Origin of the sequence: Microbulbifer sp., from assembly GCF_051659245.1 — a bacterium.
Lineage (GTDB): Bacteria > Pseudomonadota > Gammaproteobacteria > Pseudomonadales > Cellvibrionaceae > Microbulbifer.
In genome coordinates, this window is sequence record NZ_JBOFOC010000060.1 from 21,276 (window position 1) to 38,829 (window position 17,554).

12 protein-coding genes are annotated in these 17,554 nt (G+C 62.2%); 10 read left to right on the forward strand and 2 right to left on the reverse strand.

Annotated elements, in window-relative coordinates; translation table 11 throughout:
* Positions 1-94: 94 nt before the first annotated feature.
* Positions 95-1,720, forward strand: a complete 1,626-nt coding sequence (locus tag ACRC0P_RS06065; protein WP_438628925.1) for an NAD+ synthase — start codon at positions 95-97, stop codon at positions 1,718-1,720.
* A 266-nt stretch (positions 1,721-1,986) separates the two neighbouring features.
* On the opposite strand, the gene ACRC0P_RS06070 is transcribed toward ACRC0P_RS06065, so the two are convergent.
* Positions 1,987-2,925 (reverse strand): outer membrane protein assembly factor BamD, encoded by a 939-nt coding sequence (locus ACRC0P_RS06070; RefSeq protein ID WP_438628927.1) that lies wholly within the window; start codon positions 2,923-2,925, stop codon positions 1,987-1,989.
* Positions 2,926-3,052: 127 nt separating this feature from the next.
* On the opposite strand from ACRC0P_RS06070, the gene rluD reads away from it, so the two are divergent.
* From rluD to ACRC0P_RS06095, 5 genes are all read left to right on the forward strand, one after another.
* Positions 3,053-4,033, forward strand: coding sequence for a 23S rRNA pseudouridine(1911/1915/1917) synthase RluD (gene rluD, locus ACRC0P_RS06075; RefSeq protein WP_438628929.1), 981 nt, complete (start codon positions 3,053-3,055; stop codon positions 4,031-4,033).
* The gene (gene pgeF / locus ACRC0P_RS06080) at positions 4,023-4,796 is read left to right on the forward strand and encodes a peptidoglycan editing factor PgeF (RefSeq protein WP_438628931.1); all 774 of its coding nucleotides are present in this window, start codon (positions 4,023-4,025) and stop codon (positions 4,794-4,796) included. Before rluD ends, pgeF begins: the two co-directional genes overlap by 11 nt.
* A 95-nt stretch (positions 4,797-4,891) precedes the next feature.
* Positions 4,892-7,495: an ATP-dependent chaperone ClpB gene (gene clpB / locus ACRC0P_RS06085; RefSeq protein WP_438628933.1), complete on the forward strand. Its 2,604-nt coding sequence runs from the start codon at positions 4,892-4,894 to the stop codon at positions 7,493-7,495.
* Between the two features lie 234 nt (positions 7,496-7,729).
* Positions 7,730-8,863 (forward strand): efflux RND transporter periplasmic adaptor subunit, encoded by a 1,134-nt coding sequence (locus ACRC0P_RS06090; RefSeq protein WP_438628935.1) that lies wholly within the window; start codon positions 7,730-7,732, stop codon positions 8,861-8,863.
* An 84-nt stretch (positions 8,864-8,947) separates the two neighbouring features.
* On the forward strand, positions 8,948-12,013 hold the full coding sequence (locus ACRC0P_RS06095; RefSeq protein ID WP_438628937.1) for an efflux RND transporter permease subunit: 3,066 nt from the start codon (positions 8,948-8,950) through the stop codon (positions 12,011-12,013).
* 18 nt (positions 12,014-12,031) lie between these two features.
* Here the strand turns inward: ACRC0P_RS06095 and ACRC0P_RS06100 are convergent, their stop codons facing one another.
* Complete coding sequence (locus ACRC0P_RS06100) at positions 12,032-12,511, reverse strand: DUF4124 domain-containing protein (RefSeq protein WP_438628939.1); 480 nt, start codon at positions 12,509-12,511, stop codon at positions 12,032-12,034.
* Between the two features lie 442 nt (positions 12,512-12,953).
* Here ACRC0P_RS06100 and ACRC0P_RS06105 point away from each other — a divergent pair, with 442 nt between their 5' ends.
* The 4 genes from ACRC0P_RS06105 (at position 12,954) to pssA (ending at position 17,232) form a co-directional block, all read left to right on the forward strand.
* Positions 12,954-14,690, forward strand: coding sequence for an acetolactate synthase 3 large subunit (locus tag ACRC0P_RS06105; RefSeq protein WP_438628941.1), 1,737 nt, complete (start codon positions 12,954-12,956; stop codon positions 14,688-14,690).
* An 11-nt stretch (positions 14,691-14,701) separates the two neighbouring features.
* A complete protein-coding gene (gene ilvN / locus ACRC0P_RS06110) occupies positions 14,702-15,193 on the forward strand; it encodes an acetolactate synthase small subunit (protein ID WP_308363748.1) in 492 nt (163 codons plus the stop codon).
* 27 nt (positions 15,194-15,220) lie between these two features.
* Positions 15,221-16,246, forward strand: a complete 1,026-nt coding sequence (gene ilvC, locus ACRC0P_RS06115; protein WP_438628943.1) for a ketol-acid reductoisomerase — start codon at positions 15,221-15,223, stop codon at positions 16,244-16,246.
* A 125-nt stretch (positions 16,247-16,371) separates the two neighbouring features.
* Positions 16,372-17,232 (forward strand): CDP-diacylglycerol--serine O-phosphatidyltransferase, encoded by an 861-nt coding sequence (gene pssA, locus ACRC0P_RS06120; protein WP_438628945.1) that lies wholly within the window; start codon positions 16,372-16,374, stop codon positions 17,230-17,232.
* Positions 17,233-17,554 lie beyond the last annotated feature (322 nt).

A 17,554-nucleotide genomic window follows, 5' to 3' on the forward strand; every position in this document is an offset into this window, starting at 1 on the left:
CTCAAGGCATTGTTTATCGTTGTTTTACCCGTCTGTACTGTCGTACCCCGAAACAGCCATTACAATAGCCGCCTCACTGGTCCGAGGTCCGAAGATGTCTACTTTGCAGCTAGTGCTGGCACAAATCAATTCTCTGGTGGGGGATATCCCCGGCAACACCGCGCAGGTGGTGGAAGTGGCGCGGCGCGCGCACCGCGAGTACGGCGCCGACCTGGTGCTGTTCCCCGAACTGACCCTGTGCGGCTACCCGCCGGAAGATCTGTTGCTGAGGCCCAGTATGTACCGGCGTATCGAAAGCGCCCTGGCCCAGCTGCTGGCGGCGGAGCTGCCCTGCGCGGTTCTGGTGGGCTATCCGCGCGCGATCGACGGCGCCGTATTCAATATGGCGGGGCTGATCGCGAACGGCGAGCTGGTGGCCGAATACGCCAAGCAGAAGCTGCCCAACTACCAGGTGTTCGACGAGATGCGCTACTTCGTGCCCGGCGACGGGCCCTGCGTGGTGGATATCAAGGGAATCCCCACCGCTATCACCATCTGCGAGGACCTCTGGCGACCGGAGCCGATGGCGCAGGCCGCCGCCGCCGGCGCCAAATTGATGCTCAATATCAATGCCTCTCCCTTTCACCGGGGCAAGGTGGGAGAGCGCCTGCAACTGATGGGGGAGCGGGCGCGGGCCGGAAAGATGCCGGTGGTGTACTCACACTGGTACGGTGGCCAGGACGAACTGGTATTTGACGGCGCCTCCTTCGCCGTGGACGCCCGCGGCGAGCTCCGCGCGCGCGCGCCGGAGTTCGTCGAGAACCTGCTGCCGGTCACCGTCGAATGGAATGGCGGCGAGGCCACCCTACGGGGAGAGATAGCGCCGGCGCTGGAGGACCTGGCCTCGGTGTACCAGGCCCTGGTGCTGGGGGTGCGCGACTATGTGAACAAGAACGGTTTCAACGGCGTGGTGCTGGGGTTGTCCGGCGGCATCGACTCGGCGCTGACCCTGGCCATCGCCGTGGACGCCCTGGGCGCGGAGCGGGTGGAGGCGGTGATGATGCCGTTCCGCTACACCTCGGACCTGAGTAAGAACGACGCCGCCGACCAGGCGCAGAGGCTCGGCATCCGCTACCGGGTGATCAGTATCGAAGCCATTTTCGACGCCTGCATGCAGGCGCTGGCGGAGGAGTTTGCCGGCAGCCCGCGGGACACCACCGAGGAAAACCTCCAGGCCCGTGCCCGCGGCATGCTCCTGATGGCGATCTCCAACAAGAAGGGTGCCATGGTGCTCACCACCGGCAACAAGAGCGAGCTGGCGGTGGGCTACGCCACTCTCTACGGCGATATGGTGGGTGGCTACAACGCCCTCAAGGATGTACCCAAGACACTGGTCTTCGAACTGGCCCGCTACCGCAACACCGTTTCCGAAGTGATCCCGGAGACAGTGATCACCCGTCCGCCGAGCGCGGAGCTGGCGCCGGATCAGGTGGACTCGGACAGCCTGCCGCCCTACGACCAACTCGATCAGATCCTCAACCTGTACATCGAGCGCGATTGCAGCGCCGAGGACATCATCGCCCGGGGCTTCGAGCGCGAGACGGTGGAGCGGGTGGTGCGGCTGGTGGACCGCAACGAATACAAGCGTCGCCAGGCGGCGGTGGGGGTGCGCATCTCCGAGCGGGGCTTCGGTCGCGACCGGCGCTACCCGATCACCAATGGCTGGAAGGCGGGAGAATGAATGCGGAATGCGGAATGATGAATGCGGAATAATGAATGCGGAATACGCGGGTTAAGGTCGCCCCTAAATTCACCGTCTGCGTCCGCGAACCGGGCTTATGTGGCCATCCGGACGTTTGGTCGCGGCCAACGACCGCTCCTACGGCACCAGCCCTAACCGCGTATTCATGAAGTACATCCCTGTACTTCACCCCTTCGGGGCTGCCTCCGGCTGTGCAAATCTGTTCCCGACAGATTTGTCCGCATTCCGCATTCATCATTCCGCATTCACATCAGCTCCGGTGGCAGCGGCACCTCTTCCTCGCGGCGGTACTCGGGGTTGTACCGCTCGCGGGTGTCGAAGCCGCGCGGATCGGACTTCTCGAACAGCCCCAGGGTCAGGCGGTGCGCCAGGCTGCGACCGCTGGCGCCCTTGTAGTAGTTGTAATTGAAGCTGCCGTCTCTGCGGAAAGCGGGGTAATTGGGGTAGTTGGTGCGCAGCACGCTGAGGGCGTTGGCCTCCAGCTCGGGCATTTCCAGCAGGTGATAGCCCTGCACCATCACCGCCAGCGCATCCGGTATCGCGGGGGTCTGCTGGAAGTTCTCCACCACATAGCGGCCGCGGTTGGCGGCCGCCAGGTAGGCGCCGCGCTTGAAGTAGTAGTTGGCCACGTGGATCTCATAGCGGGCCAGCAGGTTGCGCAGGTGGGTCATGCGCTTCTGCGCATCCGGCGCGTAGCGGCTGTCGGGGTAGCGGGCCATCAACTGGGCGAAATAGGCGAAGGACTCGCGCGCCGAGCCGGGGTCGCGGCTGGTCATATCCGTGGGCAGGAAACGCTCGAATAGCCCGGTGCCCTCGGTAAAAGAGGCGAGGCCCTTCATATAATAGGCGTAGTCCACATTGCGGTGCTGGGGATGCAGGCGGATAAAGCGGTCCGCCGAGGCGATGGCGGCGTCGTTCTGGTGGTTGCGGTAGTAGGCGTAGATCAGCTCCAGCTGCGCCTGTTCGGCGTAGCTGCCGAAGGGGAAGTTGTCCTCCAGCGCACGCAGGTTCTTGATCGCCAGGTCCCACTGGCTGGATCTCAGCTGGCGCTGCGCGGCCTCGTAAAAGGCCTGTTCGGTGCGGCTGCCGGTGGGCAGGCCCTCTTCGTCTTCCTCATCGGTGCTGGCGCAGGCGACCAGGATCGCGGACAGTACAACAAACCACAGTGTTTTCCAGGCCTGCATAGCCCCTCGCTCTATCATTATTACGCTCTACCTTATTACCCGCTACCTGATTACACTGGCCGCCATTATAGGCAACCAGATCGGCGGCCCGCCATTTAACCACAGTCGCGGAGCTGCCCAAAGTATCATGACCCACCGACTGGCACTGGATATCGAAGTACCCGCGCACCTGGCCGGACATAGGTTGGACCAGGCCGCGGCCGAATTAATTCCCGACTATTCCCGCGCCCGCCTGCAATCCTGGATCAAGGGGGGGCAGCTGACCGTGGACGGCCGCTCAGCCAGGCCCAGAGACAAGCTGTTTGGCGGGGAGCAACTGCGACTGAGCGCCGAGCTGGAGGCCCGCGGCGAGTGGCTTGCCCAGCCCATCGACCTGAATATCGCCTACGAGGATGACAGCCTGCTGGTTATCGACAAGCCGCCGGGGCTGGTGGTTCACCCGGCTGCAGGCAATCCGGACGGCACCCTGCTCAACGGCCTGCTGCATCACTGCCCGCAGTTGGAGACAGTGCCGCGGGCCGGCATAGTGCACCGCCTGGACAAGGACACCAGCGGCCTGATGGTGGTGGCCAAGACCCTGCCGGCGCAGACTGCGCTGGTGGCCCAGCTCAAGGCGCGCACTGTCAGCCGCCAGTACGACGCCATCGCCCAGGGCCTGGTCACCGGCGGCGGCACCGTGGACGCGCCCATCGGCCGCCACCGCCAGAACCGGCTGAAGATGGCGGTTCTGGAGCTTGGTGGCAAGGAAGCGATCACTCACTACCGGGTGCAGGAGCGTTTCCGCGCCCACACGCTGCTGCGCTGCAAGCTGGAGACCGGCCGCACTCATCAGATCCGGGTGCATATGGCGCATATCCGCCACCCGCTGGTGGGCGACCCGCTGTACGGTGGCCGCGTCAAGCTGCCGCCGGAAGCCTCGCCCGAACTGGTGGAGGCGCTGCAGCAGTTTCCGCGCCAGGCGCTGCACGCGGCGGAGCTGGCGCTGCGGCACCCCAAAACCGGCGGGGAACTGCACTGGCGGGCTCCCATGCCGGCGGATATGCTGCGGCTGCTCGAACTGCTGCGCGCCGATTCAGAGGACGGAGGACAGATGCCAGATGACAGATAACGCCGGCCACTACCTGTTTCCCGACTGGCCCGCGCCGAAAAACGTGCGCGCCGCGACCACCCTGCGCTCCGGTGGGCACAGTGCGGGCCCCTACGCCTCTTTCAATCTGGGTGCGCACACCGGCGACGATCCCGGGGCGGTGGCCGCCAACCGCGCCCTGCTGCGCCGCGAGCTGGAGTTGCCGGCGGAGCCCCAATGGCTGGAACAGATTCACGGCGACAGGGCCGTCGAGGCGCGGGCCGATGGCCTGGTGCGCACCGCCGACGCCAGTTTTGCCCGCGCCCCGGGTGCCGTCTGCGCCGTGCTCACCGCGGACTGCCTGCCGCTGCTGCTGTGCGACAAATCCGGCACCTGCGTCGCCGCGGTACACGCCGGTTGGCGCGGGCTGGCCGGTGGCGTCGTGCGCAGCGCCCTGGATGCGTTGGATTGCGAACCGGGCGAGCTGCTGGCCTGGCTCGGCCCGGCGATAGGTCCCGACGCCTTCGAAACCGGTGTCGATGTGCTGGAGGCGTTTTTTGAAAGTGCCCTGGACGGCGGGCACGCCGAAGCCGTCGCCGGATGTTTCCGCCCGCATCCGCAAAAGCCGCTGCATTTCCGCGCCGATATCTATGCCCTCGCCCGCGTCGAGTTGGAGTGGCTGGGGGTCAGCGAAATCTACGGCGGCGATTCCTGTACGGTCACCGACGCCGAGCGCTTCTACTCCTACCGTCGCGACAAAATCACCGGGCGGATGGCTTCGCTGATCTGGATCAATGAACAATGACCAATAATCAATGATCATTGAAAACCTCCCTTCCAGCCACATATAGCTAACTAGACTGTTAGTGTCGCGGAATAAATCGAAGGAGGTTTGCCCCCGTGCGTATTGATCGAATGACCAACCCGCTGCAGGCCGCGATTGCCGACGCGCAATCCCTCGCCGTGGGCCGCGACCACAACCAGATTTACCCGGAGCACCTGCTGCAGGCGCTGCTCGACCAGTCCGGCGGCAGTGTGCCCGCATTTCTCTCCCAGGCGGGGTTCAATCTCAACGGCCTGCGCAACGACCTGGCGAAACGGCTCGACAGCCTCCCCACCATCAGTTCGCCGACCGGCGATGTGGGCATGTCCCAGGAACTGGCGCGGCTTTTCAATCTGGCGGATAAAAAATCCCAGCAAAATGGCGACACATTTATCGCCAGCGAGACGGTATTGCTCGCGGCCTTCGACCCCGCCGCCGGGGAGATTTCCAAAATCCTCAACGCCAACGGCGACGTGAAACAGCTGCAGGCCGCGGTGGATAAAATCCGCGGCGGGGAAAAAGTCGACGACGCCGGCGCCGAAGACGCGCGGCAGGCGCTGGACAAATACACCCTGGACCTGACCGAGCGCGCGGTGGCGGGAAAACTGGACCCGGTAATCGGCCGGGACGACGAAATCCGCCGCACCATTCAGGTGTTGCAGCGGCGTACCAAAAACAACCCGGTACTAATCGGCGAACCGGGCGTGGGCAAGACCGCCATCGCCGAGGGCCTGGCGCAGCGCATTGTCAACGGTGAAGTGCCGGAGGGGCTGAAAGACAAAAGACTTCTCTCGCTGGATCTGGCCGCACTGGTCGCCGGGGCGAAATTCCGCGGCGAATTCGAGGAACGCCTGAAGGCGGTGCTCAACGAACTGGCCAAACAGGAAGGCCGCGTCATTTTATTTATCGACGAACTGCACAATGTGGTCGGCGCCGGCAAGGCGGAGGGGTCCATGGACGCGGGCAATATGCTCAAACCCGCGCTGGCCCGGGGCGAACTACACTGCGTGGGCGCAACCACGCTGGACGAATACCGCAAATATATCGAGAAGGACGCGGCCCTGGAGCGGCGCTTCCAGAAAGTGCTGATCGACGAGCCCACCGAAGAGGACACTATCGCCATTCTGCGCGGACTGAAAGAACGCTACGAGGTACACCACGGAGTGGATATCACCGATTCGGCCATTATCGCCGCCACCAGGCTTTCCCAGCGCTATATCACCGACCGCCAGTTGCCGGACAAGGCCATCGACCTGATCGACGAGGCCGCCAGTCGCATCCGCATGGAGATCGATTCCAAGCCCGAGTCCATGGACAAACTGGAGCGGCGCCTGATTCAGCTCAAGATCGAGCGCGAGGCGGTAAAAAAAGACAAGGACGACGAGGCCGCGCAGAAGCGCCTGGAAAAACTCGAGAAGGATATCCACCAGGTGGAGAAAGAATATTCCGACCTGGAAGAGGTGTGGAAGGCGGAAAAGGCCCAACTGGCCGGCAGCCACGACATCAAGAACAAACTGGAGCAGGCCAAACTGGATATGGAGGCCGCCCGTCGCGCCGGCGATCTCACGCGCATGTCCGAATTGCAGTACGGTGTGATCCCGCAACTGGAGCAGCAGCTCGAGGCCGCTGCCAGTGTTGAGAGCAGCGAAGAGCCGCGCCTGCTGCGCAACCGCGTCACCGATGAAGAGGTGGCGGAAGTGGTATCCCGCTGGACCGGTATTCCGGTATCGAAAATGCTCGAGGGCGAGCGGGAAAAACTGCTGCGTATGGAGGACGCCCTGCACAAGCGGGTGATCGGCCAGGACGAGGCGGTACAGGCGGTGTCCAACGCGGTGCGCCGATCCCGCGCCGGCCTCTCCGATCCCAACCGCCCCAACGGCTCCTTCCTGTTTCTCGGCCCCACCGGCGTGGGCAAGACGGAACTGTGCAAGGCGCTGGCGGAATTCCTGTTCGACACGGTGGACGCCATGGTGCGCGTGGATATGTCCGAGTTTATGGAAAAGCACTCGGTGGCCCGGCTGATCGGCGCCCCCCCCGGCTATGTGGGCTACGAGGAGGGCGGCTACCTCACCGAGGCGGTGCGGCGCAAACCCTACTCGGTGATCCTGCTGGACGAAGTGGAAAAAGCCCACCCGGAAGTATTCAACATCCTGTTGCAGGTACTTGAAGACGGCCGCCTTACCGACGGGCAGGGACGCACGGTGGATTTCCGCAATTCAGTGGTGGTGATGACCTCCAATCTGGGGTCGGACCTGATCCAGAGATACGCCGGCGGCAAGGATGAGGACGAAGTGGACAGCGAGATTCACTACCGGCAGATGAAGGGCGCGGTGATGGAGGTGGTGGGGGCGCACTTCCGCCCGGAATTTATCAACCGCATCGACGAGGTAGTGGTTTTCCACCCCCTGGCAAAAACCCAGGTGCGCGCCATTGCCGAGATACAACTGGACCAGTTGCGCAAGCGCCTGGCGGATCGCGATTTGAAACTGGAAGTGACGGAGCCCCTGCTGGACAAGCTGGCCGAGGTGGGGTTCGATCCGGTATACGGCGCGCGACCGCTAAAGCGCGCCATCCAGATGTGGCTGGAAAACCCTCTGGCCCAGGAAATACTGGCAGGCAAATTTGCCGCCGACGATACGATTCACGCCGAAGTCGAAGGCGACAAGGCGGTCTTCCACTGACGGGTGCCTTTCCACCCCTGTAGGAGCGGCCATGGGCGGATGGCCGCCCCGCCGCTCCTACAGACAAATTCTCTCCCCATCTTCAGTCGCACATATTCTCAACCAAAAACCTGCGCCAGGCCGAGTGCAACTCCGCGGCAGAACACAGGCGCAAATAGCCATTTGTTCATAAACTGAATTCTGCTGTCGGCGTCGCTGGCGGATTCCGGAGTCGCGATTCGGTGGAATGGCTCAGTGTCTAATAGGGTTTTGAACAAACGCATGCTGTTGATGCTGCTCGGTTGCGCGCTGCTGTTCGGCGGTATTTTTGCCTTCAAGATATTCGGCAACTATATGATGAACAGGGCCTTCGACACCATGCCGCAGCCGCCGGCCACGGTGACCTCCACCGCCGCGGAGATACAGACTTGGCGGGAAAGTCTCTCGTCGGTGGGCACAGTGCGCGCGGTTAACGGCGTCGAAGTCACCACCCAGGCCCAGGGAGTGGTCAGCGCCATCCACTTCAAATCCGGCCAGACCGTGAATAAAGGCGAACTGCTGCTGGAGTTGTTCGCGGAGCCGGAAAAGGCCCAGTTACAGGTGCTGCAGGCGGAGCTGCGCCTGGCGCGGCGCAACCACCGGCGCACCAGTATCCTGAGCGAAAGAGGCGTTGCCACCGAGGCGGAGCTGGACCAAACGCTCAGTACCCTGGAACAGGTGCTGGCCAATATTGAGGTGCAGCGGGCCACCGTGGACGAGCGCCGCGTCACCGCGCCCTTCAGCGGCAAGCTGGGTATACGGCTGGTGGATCTGGGGCAGAACCTGGACCCGGGCCAGGCGGTGGTTTCCCTGCAGCAGCTGGATCCCATCTATGTGGATTTTTTCCTGCCGGAAAAATACTTCTCCCGGGTCGCGCCACAGCAGTCGGTAAATCTGGCCTCAGACGCCTATCCCAAAAAAGTTTTTCAGGGACGCATCACTGCCATCGCCGCACGGGTGGACAGCGACAGCCGCAATTTCCAGGTGCAGGCCACTCTGCGTAATCCCGAACAGAAGCTGCGCCCGGGGATGTTTGCCGAAGTGTCGGTAGAGCTGCCGGCACAGCGGCGCCTAGTGGTAGTACCGCGCACCGCCCTCAGCTTTGCCCCCTACGGCGATGCGGTATTCGTGCTGCAACAAAGCAAAGAGGGAGACGGCCTCGTCGCGCAGAAGCGTGTGGTCAAGACCGGCGAGGAGCGCGGCGACCTGGTGGAGATAGTGCAGGGCCTGCGTGAGGGGGAACAGGTGGCCACCAGCGGCCTGCTCAAGTTGCGCAACGGCAGCCCGGTGAATATCGACAACGCGAACAAACCGCCCGCGGATACCAATCCGCAGCCGGAGAACAGTTAGGCCCTCTGCCCTCTCCCCTCTCCCCTTGGGGAGAGGGGCTGGGGGAGAGGGGGCAGGGGGAGAGGGGGAACCCAGGAGCCGCGCTTGAACTTCACGGAAATCTTCATCCGCAGACCGGTACTCGCCTCAGTGGTGAGCCTGTTTATTTTCCTGCTCGGCCTGCGCGCCCTCACCGAGCTGAATGTGCGCCAGTATCCGGAACTGGAAAATGCCGTAATCACCGTCACCACCGTTTATGTGGGCGCCGACGCGGACCTGGTGCAGGGTTTTATCACCACCCCGTTGGAACAGGAGATCGCCACCGCCGACGGCATCGATTATATGGTGTCCACCAGTGTGCGGGGGGTGTCCATCATCCAGGCCTATGTGCGCTTTGACTATGACTCCAACGAAGTGCTCACCCAGGTGGTGGCCAAGGTCAACCGGCTGCGCAGCGAAATGCCCGAAGAGTCGGAGGACTCCTCTATCGATATGGCGGTGGGACAGAGCACCGCGGCCATGTATCTGTCCTTCTCTTCCGAAATTCTCGACAACAACCAGATCACCGACTACCTGACCCGGGTGGTGCAGCCCAAGCTGTCCACCATTGCCGGGGTGCAGCGCGCAGAGATTCTCGGCAGCCGCACCTTCGCCATGCGCATCTGGCTGAAGCCGGCGGAGATGGGCGCGCTGGAAGTTACTCCAGGGGATGTGAGCGAGGCGCTGGTGCGCAACAATGTGCTGGCCGCGGTGGGCGCCACCAAGGGCATGCGGGTGGCCATTGATATTCGCGCCGATACCGATATCTCCTCGGCGGAGGATTTCCGTAAATTGGTGGTGCGCGCCGACGGCGATCAATTGGTGCAACTCGGTGATGTGGCGGAGGTGGAACTGGGAGCGGAATCCTACGATACCTCGGTTACCTTCAACGGCAGCTCCGCCACCTTTATCGGCGTTCGGGTCGCCCCGGATGCCAATGCGCTGGAGGTGATCAAACAGGTGCGGGAAAAACTCGAGGGCGAGATATTCCCGCAGCTTCCCGAGGGCATGATCGGCGAGATTCCCTATGACAGCACCGAATATATCCAGGACTCCATCAACGAAGTGGTGAAAACCATCGTAGAGGCAGTGCTGATCGTGATTCTGGTGATCTACCTGTTTCTCGGCTCGGTGCGCAGTGTAGTGATCCCGGCCATCGCGGTGCCGCTGTCGCTGGTGGGCGCGCTCTTTCTGATGCTGCTGATGGGCTTTTCCATCAATCTGTTGACGCTGCTGGCGATGGTGCTGGCGATCGGAATAGTGGTGGACGATGCCATCATTGTGCTGGAGAACGTGCACCGCCATATCGAGGAGGGCATGTCGCCGATGGAGGCGGCGATTGTGGGCGCGCGCGAACTCGCCTGGCCGGTGGTGGCGATGACCACTACCCTGATCGCGGTGTACCTGCCGATCGGTTTTCTCGGCGGTCTCACCGGCACACTCTTCACCGAATTCGCCTTTTCGCTGGCCGGCGCTGTGCTGCTGTCCGGCGTGGTCGCCCTGACCCTGTCGCCGATGATGGCGTCGAGGATACTGCGCCCCCACGACGGCAACGGCGGCACGCGGTTGGAAATCTGGCTGGAGCGCCAGTTTCACCGCGTGCAGCGGGGTTACCGCAACAGATTGCATTTCGCCCTGGATGACCGCCTGGTGATACTGGTGTTCGGGGTCATAGTGCTGGCCAGCTGCTATTTTCTTTTTGTCACTTCCCCCCGGGAACTGGAGCCGCAGGAGGACCGCGGCCTAGTCCTGACCCTGTCCACCGCCGATCCCTACGCGACCCTGGACTACGTGGAACAGTACACCCGCGAGCTGAACGAAATTGCCGAGCGCCTCAGCGAGGTGGAGAATATTTTTCTGCTGAACGGTGTCGGCGGCAGCGGCGATTCCAGCAATAGCGCCATCGCCGGTTTCGTGCTGGAATCCTGGAACAAACGCGACAGGGATACGACGCAGATGCAGGAAATTATCAGCCGTGAGGTGGCGCAGATAGCGGGGTTGAAGGTGGCCGCTTTCGTGCCGCCGAGCCTGCCCACCGCCGGCGGCACACTACCGGTGGAATTCGTGGTCGGCGCCACCGAACCGGTGCCAAACCTGGCCGCCTTTGCCGACGAAATCATGGAGCGGGCGCGGGCCAGCAAAAAATTTATCTTTATGGACTCCGACCTGCAACTGGACAAGCCCAGGCTGTCAGTGGTCATAAACCGGGACAAGGCCGCCGCTATGGGCATCACCATGGTGGATATCGGCCGCGAACTGGGCGCCATGATGTCCGGCAACTATACGAATCGTTTTTCCCTCGACAACCGCAGCTACAAGGTGATTCCCCAGGTGGTGCGCAGGGAACGCCTCACCGCGGATCAGCTGAAGCAATACTATATCCGCAACGGCAACGATGAACTGGTGCCTCTGTCGACTCTGGTGAGCCTGCGTGAATCGGTGGAGCCGCGGCAACTTAAGCACTTCCAGCAGCTGAACGCAGTGACCATCTCCGGCGTGCCGCGCCCGGGTGTGACGCTGGGAGAAGCGCTGGGAATTCTCGAGAGCGCCGCCGCGGAAATACTGCCGTCGGGTTATTCCATCGATTACTCCGGCCAGTCGCGCCAGTACAAGACCGAGGGTACCAAACTGGTGGTGACTTTTTTCTTCGCCCTGATCGTCATCTACCTGGTGCTCGCCGCCCAGTTTGAGTCCTGGCGCGATCCGCTGATCATGCTGGTGACCGTGCCCATGAGCGTGTGCGGGGCGATGATCTTCGTCAGTCTCGGCCTCACCACCCTGAATATCTACACCCAGGTAGGGCTGGTGACATTGATCGGGGTGATTTCCAAGCACGGCATATTGGTAGTGGAGTTCGCCAACAAGCTGCAGGAAGAGGGGCACTCCAAGCGCGAGGCGATTGAACAGGCGGCCAGCATCCGCCTGCGCCCGATCCTGATGACCACGGCTTCCCTGGTACTGGCCATGGTGCCGCTGCTGATCGCCGCCGGCCCCGGCGGCGGTGCGCGCTTCGCCATGGGACTGGTGGTGGCCACCGGCATGACCATCGGCACCCTGTTCACCCTGTTTGTGGTGCCGGCCATGTATCTCTACCTGGGCACGGATTATCACAAGTCCGCGCGGCCGGCGTAGGGGCAGGGTTTTATCCGGTCAGCAGTTCTCGCGAATCATCTGCTGCGCCCGCGCAATCCGCTCCTGGCGCTCCTCCTCGCCCAGTACCCGCATATTGCCGCTGGCGTCCATCTCGCGCACGCGACTGTGGCTCTGCAGTTCCTGCAGGTTGCCGCGGGCCCGCTGGCAGCGCTGGGCGCGTATCGCGAGTTCCGCGGGGGAGGGACCGGCCTGCTCCTGGGGCTGGGGTTCCGGCTTGGTCTCGGTTTTTGCCGCGGGTTGCTTTTTGGCTTCGGCCTTTTGCTCTTTCGCCCGCTGTGCCATCAGTGCCTGTTGCTCTGACTCCCACTGCTTGTAGCGGTCCGACTTGGGCTTCTTGACCACTTCCACTTGCTCTTTCTGCGGTGGCGGTTGCGAACCGAAATGCACCACCCCGTTCTCGTCTTCCCACTTGTAGATGCCGTCCGCCTGGGCGCTCATTGCCAGGCCGGTAATCAAAGCTGCGAGAGCGATGCGCATGGTTTGCCTCTTTATGTTGTCAGTTGTCGCACGCCATTGTACCGGCCCGCGGGGCCATTCCCACAACCGCTTTAACACTTTGTGCCATCTCTTGTTGACAGGCCGGCGTCAGTTTGCAGAATCAGTCCCTCTCTCGGCGAGTAGAGTTCACCGCACACCCCGTGGACCCTGTATTCTACCTCTCAGCGGGTTAAGCCCCCGCCCCCGTCGAGAAGGTCTCCCCTCACCCCTGGAGGCCTGCGAGCCCGCCCCGGCCGCGCGGCTTGCGTGCACATTGCGTCCCGGCAAAGCTATCCTAAAAGTTGGGCAAAACTTGTGCTTTAGGCTGATATTCGTCACCATTTTCCTTTACAATCGCCGTTTGACTTTCTCGTCGTCCGGCGCTTATCCGGCTTTTGGATGATGGATATCCTATGAAACAGGAAATTTGAAGGGGGCTTCAGTGGAATTACTCTCCGGCGGCGATATGTTGGTTCGCGCGCTGCAGGATGAAGGGGTGGAATTGATCTTCGGCTACCCCGGGGGGGCGGCGTTGCATATCTACGACGCCATCTTCCGTCAGAAGGGAATCAGGCACATACTGGTGCGCCACGAGCAGGGCGCCACCCACGCTGCGGACGGCTATGCCCGTTCCACCGGCAAGGCCGGTGTGGTACTGGTGACATCCGGCCCCGGCGCCACCAATGCGATCACCGGTATCGCCACCGCTTATATGGATTCCATTCCCATGGTGGTGATCTCCGGCCAGGTGGCCAGCGATAAGATCGGTGAGGACGCTTTCCAGGAGACGGATATGGTGGGCTGCTCGCGGCCGATCGTGAAGCACAGCTTCCTGGTCAAGAGTGCCGAGGAGATCCCGGAGGTGGTCAAGAAAGCCTTCTACATCGCCACCACCGGCCGACCCGGCCCGGTGGTGATCGACGTGCCCAAGGATGTCACCAATCCCGCGGACCGCTTCCCCTACCGCTATCCGGAAAAGTTGCGCATGCGCTCCTATACGCCGGCGGGCAAAGGCCACAGCGGCCAGATCCGCAAGGCGATGGCGCTGCTGCAGTCCGCCAGGCGCCCGGTGATCTACGCCGGTGGCGGGGTGGTGCAGGGCGACGGTGCAGAGCTGTTGACCGAACTGGCGCAGCGGCTGAACTATCCGGTGACCAACACCCTGATGGGGCTCGGTGCCTATCCCGGCAGCGACAAGCGCTTTCTGGGCATGCTGGGGATGCACGGCACCTTCGAGGCCAACACCGCCATGCACCACGCGGATGTGATCCTGGCGGTGGGGGCGCGTTTCGACGATCGGGTGACCAACACGCCGGCCAAGTTCTGTCCCGGGGCCAAGATCATCCATGTCGACGTGGACCCGGCCTCCATCTCCAAGACCATCGTCGCCGATGTTCCCATCGTCGGCACCGTGCGCTCAGTGCTGGGCGAGCTGCTGGAAATGCTCAAGGCGTCCGAGGAGCAGCCGGACCAGTCGGCGATCGTCGACTGGTGGCGGCAGATCGACGACTGGCGCGAGCGTCACGGCATCTACACGGCGCCGCGCTACCGCACCGACGGCGACATGATCATGCCCCAGGAGGCGATCAGGGCGATGTACGAGGTCACCGGGGGTGACGCCTTCGTGACCTCCGACGTGGGCCAGCACCAGATGTTCGCCGCCCAGTACTACCTGTTCGACAAGCCGCGCCGCTGGATCAACTCCGGCGGCCTGGGCACCATGGGTTTTGGCCTGCCCGCGGCGCTGGGGGTGAAGATCGCCCACCCGGACCAGGATGTGGTGTGCGTGACCGGTGAAGGCAGTATCCAGATGTGTATTCAGGAGTTGTCCACCGCCACCCAATACCACCTGCCGGTGAAAATCCTGTGCCTCAACAACCAGGCCCTCGGTATGGTCAAGCAGTGGCAGGAGATGCAGTACGAGGGGCGCCTGTCCCACAGCGTTTACGAAGAGTCGCTGCCGGATTTCGTCAAGCTCGCCGAAGCCTACGGTCATCTGGGTATGAAGATCGAGCGCCGTGACGAGCTGCACGACAAAATGCGCGAGGCTTTCGCCATCAAGGACCGCACTGTGTTTATCGACGTCTACGTCGATCCGTCCGAGCATGTGTATCCCATGCAGGTGATGCCCAACGGCTCCATGCGGGATATGTGGTTGAGCAAAACGGAGCGGACGTAAGGTAGGCAAAGATGCGCAGAATTATTTCAGTCCTGATGGAAAACGAACCCGGGGCCCTCTCCCGCGTGGTGGGTCTCTTCTCCCAGCGTGGCTATAACATCGAGAGTCTCACTGTGGCGCCCACGGAAGACGAAACCCTGTCGCGCCTGACGCTGGTAACCATTGGCGACGATCACAAGATTGAGCAGGTCACCAAGAACCTGAACAAGCTGATTGATGTGATAAAACTGGTGGATCTCACCGAGGGCGCGCATATCGAGCGCGAACTTCTGTTGGTGAAAGTGCGCGCTACCGGTGCCCAGCGCGACGAGGTGAAACGCAGCGTGGATATTTTCCGCGGCCAGATCGTGGATGTCACCAGCAATATGTACACGGTGCAGGTTTCCGGCACCAGTGAAAAACTGGACGCCTTTCTGCAGGCGCTGGGCGAACATACCATTATGGAAGTGGTCCGTTCCGGTGTGTCCGGCATCGCCCGCGGTGAAAAGGTTTTAAGTGTTTAACTTTGATTTGAGATAGGAAGTGCTTTTATGCAAGTTTACTACGACAAAGATTGCGATTTGTCTTTGATCCAACAGAAAACCGTGGCCATCATCGGCTACGGCTCCCAGGGCCACGCCCATGCCAACAACCTGAAAGATTCCGGCGTTAAAAATGTGGTGGTCGGGCTGCGCGCCGGCTCCAGCTCCTGGCAGAAAGCGGAAAAGGCCGGACTGCGGGTGGCGGAAGTGGCGGACGCGGTCAGGGACGCCGACGTGGTGATGATCCTCGCTCCGGACGAGCACCAGGCGGTAATCTATCGCGAACAGGTTGCCCCCAATCTCAAATCCGGTGCCGTACTGGGCTTCGCCCACGGTTTCAACGTGCACTTTGAGCTGATCGAACCGCCCAAGGACGTGGACGTGATCATGGTCGCGCCCAAGGGCCCCGGCCACACCGTGCGCTCCACCTACCTGGAAGGCGGCGGCGTGCCCACACTGATCGCGGTCTACCAGAACGCCTCCGGCAAGGCCAAAGAGCTGGCGCTGTCCTATGCGTCCGCCAACGGCGGCGGCCGTTCCGGTATTATCGAAACCAATTTCCGCGAGGAGACCGAGACCGACCTGTTCGGCGAGCAGGCAGTGCTCTGTGGCGGCATGTCCGCACTGGTGATGGCCGGCTTCGAGACCCTGGTGGAAGCGGGTTACGCGCCGGAAATGGCCTACTTTGAGTGCCTGCACGAACTGAAGCTGATCGTCGACCTGATGTACCAGGGCGGCATTGCGGATATGCGCTATTCTATTTCCAATACCGCTGAGTATGGCGACTACGTCACCGGTCCGCGTATCGTCACCGACGAGACCAAAGAGGAAATGCGCCGGGTGTTGAAGGACATCCAGACCGGCAAGTTCGCCAAGGACTTTATCCTCGAATCCCAGGCCGGCCAGCCGCGCCTCAAGGCCGAGCGCCGCATCAGCGGTGAGCACCAGATTGAACAGGTGGGCGCCAAGTTGCGTGCGATGATGCCCTGGATCGAGGCCAACAAGATCATCGACAAGACCGAGAGCAGCAGCTGACAAAGCAGGGTGGCAGGTTGAAAAGCGGCGGGGAGACCCGCCGCTTTTGTTTGTGTGGGATGTATATGCGCACCGCTGCCAATCGCTGTACACTCGCCGCCTGCAAATGCACTATTGGAGCCGATATGAGCGACAAAGGGGAAGAAAAGAAAGTAGCAGGTGCTGAGGTAAGCGGCGACGCCGAAGAGAGTCGCCTGCCGATCGATGAACACATCGAGGAAGAGGTTTCCGCCAGCGGCAAGAAGGTCCGCGCCCGCGGCGTCTACCTGCTGCCAAACCTGATCACCACCGGCGCCCTGTTCAGCGGCTTCTACGCCATAGTGGCCGGTGTGAACGGCAACTTCGAAGCCGCCGGCATCGCCATCTTCGTGGCCATGATCCTGGATGGCCTGGACGGCCGCGTCGCCCGCCTGACCGATACCCAGAGCGCCTTTGGCGTACAGTACGATTCGCTGTCGGATATGGTTTCCTTCGGGCTGGCGCCGGCGCTGGTGGTGTTCAGCTGGGCGCTCGGACACCTGGGCAAGTTCGGATGGGCCGCGGCCTTCCTTTATGTGGCCTGTGCCGCCCTTCGGCTGGCCCGATTCAACACGCAAGTGGGCACCGTGGACAAGAGTGTCTTTATCGGTCTCGCCAGTCCCACCGCCGCGGCCATTGTCGCCAGCATGGTATGGGCGGGACACGATGCAGATGTGGGGGTGGGGCTCGCCGTGGTCGCCGCCGCGGTAACCGTCGCCGCGGGGCTGCTCATGGTGTCCAATTTCCGCTACAGCAGCTTTAAGGGCCTGGACTTCAAAGGTCGGGTGCCCTTTGTGATGATGCTGGCGGTCATCCTGATCTTCAGCCTCGTGACCATCGACCCGCCGAGAGTTCTGCTCACCCTCGCGGTGGTCTATACCTGTTCCGGTCCGGCACTCTGGCTATGGCGGCATCTGCGCCCCCGGCGGGAAGCTGGTGCCGGCGGTAAGGATAGGAGCGGCGACTGAGAGGGCTCCGATCGGGCCTTTCCGGCTTGTGGTGATCCTGTTCTTGCGAGACTAATATGAAAGGTGGAAGAGAGGACGCGGAGCGTGGCGAGTCGGAAAATTGCCGCTGCATCGAAAAAAACCCTTGCACGGCCCCCTCCGACCTCGTATAGTTCGCGCCCTCGCCGCTGAGCAAGCGGCGCAGAGCAAGCGCCAAGTAGTTGATTTTCTTAAGAAAATTGTTTCAAAAAGCGCTTGCCAGGGAGAGGGAGGCGGCTATAATGCGCGCCACCTCAAGGGCCGCCGGAGACGGCAGTCCGGGGGATTCAAGGCGAGGCTGAAG